10 protein-coding genes, 1 tRNA gene and 1 pseudogene are annotated in these 6,599 nt (G+C 62.8%); 11 read left to right on the top strand and 1 reads right to left on the bottom strand.

From position 1 onward, the window contains the following. The 11 genes and pseudogenes from ACLP9N_RS17990 to ACLP9N_RS17940 form a co-directional block, all read left to right on the top strand. Positions 1-324, top strand: a pseudogene (locus tag ACLP9N_RS17990) (hypothetical protein); the annotation flags it as partial. Beyond that, positions 321-773, top strand: a complete 453-nt coding sequence (locus ACLP9N_RS17985) for an HNH endonuclease signature motif containing protein (RefSeq protein WP_442408689.1) — start codon at positions 321-323, stop codon at positions 771-773. The pseudogene ACLP9N_RS17990 and the gene ACLP9N_RS17985, both read left to right, overlap by 4 nt. Before the next feature lie 921 nt (positions 774-1,694). Further along, the gene (locus ACLP9N_RS17980) at positions 1,695-2,057 is read left to right on the top strand and encodes a hypothetical protein (protein ID WP_442408688.1); all 363 of its coding nucleotides are present in this window, start codon (positions 1,695-1,697) and stop codon (positions 2,055-2,057) included. Positions 2,058-2,059: 2 nt separating this feature from the next. Continuing rightward, positions 2,060-2,434 carry a hypothetical protein gene (locus ACLP9N_RS17975; protein WP_442375456.1) on the top strand — a complete coding sequence of 125 codons (375 nt, stop codon included), beginning with the start codon at positions 2,060-2,062 and terminating at the stop codon, positions 2,432-2,434. A gap of 206 nt (positions 2,435-2,640) precedes the next feature. Next, the gene (locus ACLP9N_RS17970) at positions 2,641-2,982 is read left to right on the top strand and encodes a hypothetical protein (RefSeq protein ID WP_442408687.1); all 342 of its coding nucleotides are present in this window, start codon (positions 2,641-2,643) and stop codon (positions 2,980-2,982) included. After that, the gene (locus ACLP9N_RS17965; protein ID WP_442375465.1) at positions 2,982-3,245 is read left to right on the top strand and encodes a helix-turn-helix domain-containing protein; all 264 of its coding nucleotides are present in this window, start codon (positions 2,982-2,984) and stop codon (positions 3,243-3,245) included. The genes ACLP9N_RS17970 and ACLP9N_RS17965 overlap by 1 nt, the downstream gene beginning before the upstream one ends. Continuing rightward, positions 3,242-4,048, top strand: coding sequence for a hypothetical protein (locus ACLP9N_RS17960; protein ID WP_442375458.1), 807 nt, complete (start codon positions 3,242-3,244; stop codon positions 4,046-4,048). Before ACLP9N_RS17965 ends, ACLP9N_RS17960 begins: the two co-directional genes overlap by 4 nt. A 351-nt stretch (positions 4,049-4,399) precedes the next feature. Continuing rightward, positions 4,400-4,816: a hypothetical protein gene (locus ACLP9N_RS17955; RefSeq protein ID WP_442408686.1), complete on the top strand. Its 417-nt coding sequence runs from the start codon at positions 4,400-4,402 to the stop codon at positions 4,814-4,816. Positions 4,817-5,083: 267 nt separating this feature from the next. Beyond that, positions 5,084-5,425 carry a hypothetical protein gene (locus ACLP9N_RS17950; protein WP_442375461.1) on the top strand — a complete coding sequence of 114 codons (342 nt, stop codon included), beginning with the start codon at positions 5,084-5,086 and terminating at the stop codon, positions 5,423-5,425. After that, entirely contained in the window at positions 5,422-5,811 is a 390-nt protein-coding gene (locus ACLP9N_RS17945) for a hypothetical protein (protein ID WP_442408685.1), read from the top strand. The genes ACLP9N_RS17950 and ACLP9N_RS17945 overlap by 4 nt, the downstream gene beginning before the upstream one ends. Beyond that, entirely contained in the window at positions 5,738-6,298 is a 561-nt protein-coding gene (locus ACLP9N_RS17940; protein ID WP_442408684.1) for a DUF6941 family protein, read from the top strand. Before ACLP9N_RS17945 ends, ACLP9N_RS17940 begins: the two co-directional genes overlap by 74 nt. 178 nt (positions 6,299-6,476) lie before the next feature. Here the strand turns inward: ACLP9N_RS17940 and ACLP9N_RS17935 are convergent. Next, positions 6,477-6,550 (bottom strand) — tRNA-Pro (locus tag ACLP9N_RS17935). Positions 6,551-6,599: the final 49 nt, after the last annotated feature.

Below are 6,599 nucleotides of genomic sequence, written 5' to 3'. Positions count from 1 at the left end.
AAAGCCATCGACAGCCAGGTCAGCCTCTGGCCTCAGCGTGCGGATCATCCGACCGGCTGGGAGGATTTGGTCGCCTCGATCATCCGCTCAACGCCCCGGCTCGACGGCGCAGCCTGCTACCGCAACCCACGACCATTCGACGGCGGCAACGATCCAGCGCCCGCGCTCGCCCTATGCCGGTCATGTCCCGCGCTGCTGGCCTGCCGTCGCCAGATTCGGGAGATGACCCGCAGGCAACGCGAGGCGCTCACGGGAGTCTGGGGCGGGCAAGATTTCGGCGGGCAAGTCGACGTGGCGCGGCGGCGCAGACGGGTGAATCAATGAGTCCTCGGGCCAGGAAAATCTGTGGAGCGCCGCAATGCCCCAAGCTCGCCGAGGTTGGTTCCCGATACTGTCTGGCCCACCGCCGAGAGAAGCAATGGGCAGGGTCGGACAAGAAGCGCAGCGGCACGGCGGATCACCGCAACCGCCAGGCCCGTATCTTCGCCAACGCCGGATACCGCTGCGAAATCCAGTGGGAGGGATGCACTTTCACGGCGGAAGTCCTCGACCACATCATTGCTTTAGGACTCGGCGGTGCCGACGATACCGACGCCAATTATCAAGCGAGCTGCGTCAAATGCAGTAGTACGAAGGCGAGCATCGAGGCCCATTTGGCATCCGGCCATGCGGTGGAGATGCCCGCAATGCGAAGACATGGTGTGCTGGCTGCAGCGGTGGTGCCGAAGTTCAAGGCGGTCGGTATCCCGAAACGTATCGAGACCATCCTCTAGATCAGATGGGCCATGCGGGTAGAACCTCAATGCCCAGAGATGCCCGCGCATGGTGGAGCAGTGGTGAGCAGTGGTGAGCAGCACCGACACGGCAATGCCGCATGGAGGGTCCAGCCTGAAAGGGCAGCCACGCCGACCCACCTCATGGCGCGACTCATGGTGTGCCACGCTGCGTTTCCAGGCTCGGAGGGTGAGGCATCAGAGGGTGAGACGGCACCATCCGTGACCTATGCTGAATCATGCTCTGGCACAACGATCCGCGCCAATGGTGTGAGCACCAAAGTGGTTGCGTCGCAATGTCGCTCGCCATCGTGAGATGGGACTGAAGGGTGGTCGGCCATCCCCTCGACGCCAAGGGGAGGGTACGGGGCGGAGGGCGGTGGGGATCTCAGCCCGCTCGGCCAGGGCAGCTAAATGGTTTGGCTGTTCCAGCAGAGCGATTCGGAAAACCGGGCCGTAGGCTCGGTGTTATGACGAAGAAATCCGCCGGGGACGCCCTGGTGGCCGCTGATGATGACCGGCAAGACGAACATACGCCCAGTTGATAACCCAGCCGTGACCGATCGCGATAAGCACTAGGCCAAGGATGAAAACGATATAACCCAGAAGTGGACGGTCCTCGCCTAGGCGCTTCCCCCACAACGAGCCAGCAACGCCAGCCAGACCTATCACGAACCACCAAGGGCGTCGTCTGAGGAAACTCAACGAGCTGGCGTCGTCTGCCATTTTCTGTTGCCGTTCCTCTCACATGGCCGCATCCTTGGGAACTGCTGGCCGTAACAATACCTCTCACTCAAAGGTTGTAGGAGGCTATGCCCGCCCCGCTAACCGACAGCGGTTATTCCAGTTCGGGTGACGAGCATCATTTGCAAAACTCAGTCAGTCTGAGCGATCCGGAAACTCGGCCGTAAGCTTGGTGTTATGACGAAGAAGTCTGCCGGGGACGCCTTGGTGGCCGCCGTGGTCGCCGACTTGCGCGAGCAGCACCTCGCGCCCGACGCCCGCGAAACCGAGCTGCTGGACCGTGCCCGCGCCGCCGCAGACCGGATCGCCGAGTTGGAGAAGATCGTGGCCGTCGAGGGCATGACCTTCACCGACAAGCACGGCACCGTGCGGCCAAGCCCGCTGCTGTCCGAGATCCGCAGCACCACACTGGTACTCACCCGATGCCTGGGCGGTATCCAGATGAGCGCGGGCACGGCGGCGAAGAACCCGATCAAAGTGCGCGCGGGCCAGGCCAGTTGGAACGCCCGCCTGGCGCGTGAGGGATTGAAGGACGCATAGCCATGGCCCGTGGGATTAATCCAGCCGAGGACGTGTTCCGGGTGCCGGGTGCTTACGCGGGCCTGATCCTGCATCAGCGGAAGGCTGTGGTCAGTATCGATCTGCGGAGGTTGGATTGGTCTCTGGAAGGCCAAGCCGAGGTCGCCGCCGACCGGGCCGCCGTGGAGGCGCAAGCTCGCGCCAATCCGCAGAAGTCGGAGCTGTTGACCAAGCTGTTGTATGGCCAGCCGGTTGTCGTGCGACGTTCGATGCTGACGACGCCGCCAGATTCACCACCATGGCTGGCCGATTCGAAGATCAGCGTGCGGGTGCGGGCCGATGATCTCGTCCAGCCGACAGACGAGCCGTGTGATCAGTTCGCGACGATCATGGGCTGACCCCACCGCGTAGGCCAATGCCGCCCGGCGGCGCATGACGGCGCACAACGACGCTGAGTGGCGTACGATCTCGGTAAGGCAAGCGAGCCGAAGTCTGTGCCGCAGTGTGCAGGCCACCGGGCAATCCGAGTGCAGCGCCGGTTGAGCACCCGCAATGGGAGCCGTGTCCTGATTCCTACGCACCCATTGCGAGGTTTCTTGTGTCTGTGAAATTCGGCGGGTTTCCCGCAGCCATTCCCGGCAACGCCCTGTCCAGCGGCGACGGGGCCAGCGTCGAATCGGCAACCGATCCGATGACCGGCAACCGGAATCCTGACTATCGAGCGCCCGAGCCGTCCGAGCGCATGAGTACCTCAGTCGGTCGCGAGAGTGCCAACTCCGACGTGAAGATATACCAGCGGGCCAAGCAAAATGCGTCCGGTGTGAAACCAGGCGGCTCGGCTGGCTTTAGCATCGGCAGCGCCGACAAGCTGGTACGGACCAGCGTGACTGGCGACAACAACCCTGACAGCAATGCCGGGGCTGGCGGCAAGACTTTGGGGGCGTGATGTCTTTAAGTGCTAGCGAGGCATCGCGGCAGGCTAGCTTTCGTTGGCAGCCGTCCCAGCCGACGCCGGTCGACCCGTGGCTCACGCTTGAAGATGTTTGCGCTGCAACTCAATTGGTCGAGTCCACTATTCGCAAATATACGACCCTCGGCAAACTGAAGGGCTACTACGTGGGCGACTCCAACCATCTGCGCTTTAAGCAGGCCGACCTCGACGCTTTTATGACGATGCGGCCAGTCACGAAAAGTGAGGAGCAGCAATGACAGAATTCACTGTCAGCGGATTAACGAACGAGCAGGCTGCGCAGCAAGCGGCATCACACGCGGCGGCGCAGCAGCGTCAGGACGCAGCAGCCGCCGCATTATCCGGCGACCAGACAGCCTGGGATGCGGCACAATCGGCCTACAACTCGATGAGCCGGGTGCCGCAGCAGCAGCGGAACTTCAACGCGCAGGCGGAAGCTCTGGCCGAGGAGCACGCAAAAACGTTGGGCGTGGCCGATCCTGACGTGATCGGCAGGTTCGTCGCCGCCGAGAAGGCAAAGTTCGGCGAGACGACCGACGCCCAGATCCCCGGCACCTGTCGGCAGTTCATGGCAGAGCGGCGGGCCGAGGCCGAGCGCAAAGTCGAAGCGGAGCGGGCTGCTTTCACATCCAAGAGCGATGATGTCGCGAAACTTATTCGGGAGCAGGCCATCTGGGACGCCGAAAGCAAGGTGCTCGACAGCAAAGAGAGCGTCGGCGCGGCGGCGGCGGCGGCAGCCAAGGCCATCGAATACGCCGCCGACCCAGAGGAGGTCGCGGTCTACGCCCAGCGGTTCCCGAAATACTTCGAGGCGAGGGGCTACGAGGACATCGGGTTTGTCGACCGGGCGCTGACCGCCAAGTCGCCGGAATACGCTGCGGCACAGCAGGAGCAGCGTGAGGAATTGATCTGCAGCACGATAGTCGACCACACGGCGGCATACCTGGAGCGGTGCGCCGCAGCCGGTCGGCCCGCAGATCCTCGAGTTCTCGCCAAGTTGGACCCGAGCAAGATCTCATCTGTGCGAAACCTGGGCCGCTGAAACCGGTTGTCCGACAACTCAATAGACCTCCCACACCGGGTCGCCTGGTTAGCTTCGATGGTGTGGGGCGTGGCTCGGCACGGCTACCCGTATGGCCTGCTGTCGCAGTCACAAAAGACGTACCCGGTTCCCGCTTGGTTGCGGCTACTCTCCCGCCAGGCGGGTCCGGGTGCGTTCCGGCCTTGGGCAACTACGGGTTACACGCTCACGGCCCGAAAATCAGCTAATCGCAATGCGATTCGGTTAGCTCTCCCGTACACTGTGCCCATGGAATAAGAAACAGCGCCAAGCCCATTGATCCTGGCAGGGAAAGGGCTAGGCGCTGATCACTGGATGGATGGGAACAACTGGATGAGCAATACTACCTCAAGGCCGCCCGATGAGCCGACGCGATGCCCGGACTGCGGCAGGGTGCAGACCAAGCAAGCCGACCCGTGCCCGGACTGCGGGTTCGTGGGGGTCGGATGCATCACCGGCCATTGGGCGTCGTGCGCATCGGTGAGGCCGGTGAAATGGTGGGACGAGGACGAGGTCCGGGCAGTCAAGATGGAGCTGCGGGCCAAGATCACCGCCGTGTGCGCCGAGGCCGATCTGCGCTACGGTAGCCCGCCTGGCAGCGCCGAGCGTGGAACTTACTTCTGGCTCTGGCCACCATCGGACAGCATGGGAATCGACACGTTGCAGAATCTGCTCAACGATGCCCGCGAGTTCCTTTCCAAGGCACCGGCATTACCCGCGTCGGCAGCCTGCCAGCACCCGCCAGGCTAGCCGCCGCACCACCAAGCCGCGACGCCGCCGCACAGCACCGCAGTCCGAAGGACAAGGAGCGACGACGACCCCGGCCTGATCGGTGCCCCCCATCCCGACGCCGTATCAGATCTGGCACTGGATCTGGGCCGGGCAGTTGCGGGTCGCCCGGCGCGGCCCACTGGTGGGCATATGGCCGAAGGCCAGGGACTCGCTCGGTACATTCCACTCATGGCCCTACACCCCGACGCCTTGGTGGTCAGGGGTGGAACGTCGCGAGACGTTGGAGTGTTGAAGACGAAGGTGGACGAGGCGATTGAGGATGGCGACGGCGCGGTGATCTCGGTTTTCTGCGACTCCAAGCGCAGCGACACAGAACCCGGCATGAGCCTTCACGAACTTTGCGCCGAAAGCGAAGTTGTTCACACAAAAGTGCAGGTCACGACGGTTTCGAAGTTGCGGGAGCAAGGTTTCGAGCCGATACTGGACACATCGGGTGGGCAGCGATTTACCCATCACCATGCAGTGCTGGCGGAACCGGTGCAAGAATCCACGCTACAGGCGTTCATCGACTGCTTTGATGAACCGGTAGCCAACCCAACCGGCGGCAAGAGGAAGAGGTCGAAATGAAGCGCGTAAAGGTCGACTTCAGCACCACGGTAAAAGATGGCTTGATCAGGGCAAACCTGAAGCGGGCAAGCGAGCCTCTGCATGTGGGCGATGAGGTTGAAGCGTTCGACCCCGCCGAAGATATGGAATTTGTCGGCGTGGTGGATCACCTGTCCGAAGATGGCCGGTTTGCCTTCCTGCATATGCAGTGGGAGGACAACACGCCGGTACCGTGCAACGTGCCCGGCCTGAACATGTTTGTCACGTCGTTGTCAGCGGTGGCGATTCCCGTTCTCCGGTACCAACCTGACCCTGAGACGTCTTCAGAGAAGCGTGAAGGCGCGTTTGTGTCGGCAGTACAGGTCGGCCCACCGCAGGTGCGGCCACTGTCGCTACCGTGCGTCTGATGCGGACGTGAAAATTACTCTGCTCCTGGCGCGCTTTGCCGAGTCAGACCCGCAAGGCACCATCAGCGCGCTGGGTTTGGGGTGGAAGACATGCCCAACGCCGTTGCCCCCGATAGCGGTAGTGGTCTTCCTAGATATTGACTGGAATGAAACGAACCAACCCCACAAGCTGATGTGCGACCTCGTGACAGCGGATGGCCAGCCGGTGGCGATTCCAGGGCCGCTTGGTCCTCAGCCGGTCCACTTCGAGGCGCAAATAGAAGCTGGTCGGCCACCCGGTGCGATTCACGGCACCCCGATGCGTGCGCCGTTAGCTATCAACATCGCTGGCGGCACATCACTCCCGCCCGGTAGATATGAATGGCGAGTGGGTGTCGAGGGTTTACCGGACCAAACGGCTGTCGAGGCGTTCCTTGTGGTGCAGCAGCCCCAGCTGATGCAACCAGGGCCGCCGCAAGCGCCCACCCCGCCACAGGCCGATCAATAGCGGGCTCGTCGCCCAATCCATTGGGGAGGCCCGAGCGGTGTTTTGCCCGACCCGCCCGGCCACAGGTCAAGGCAGTGTTTGCTGGCCAGCGGCATCGCGGAGCTGGTGTGGGTCAACCGTGTGGGTCAAACCGTCAAAATGACCGAGCGACAAGGCCGAAAACACCCTCTGACCTGCGTCGGGCTGACAGGATTTGAACCTGCGACCACTTGACCCCCAGTCAAGTGCGCTACCAAACTGCGCCACAGCCCGGTCGCCGGCGAGTGCACCGGCAGCAGGTCGAAAGCCTACCGCAGATGGG

It is taken from the genome of Mycobacterium sp., from assembly GCF_052144515.1.
GTDB lineage: Bacteria > Actinomycetota > Actinomycetes > Mycobacteriales > Mycobacteriaceae > Mycobacterium.
This window is presented reverse-complemented; position numbering and strand designations above follow the sequence as displayed.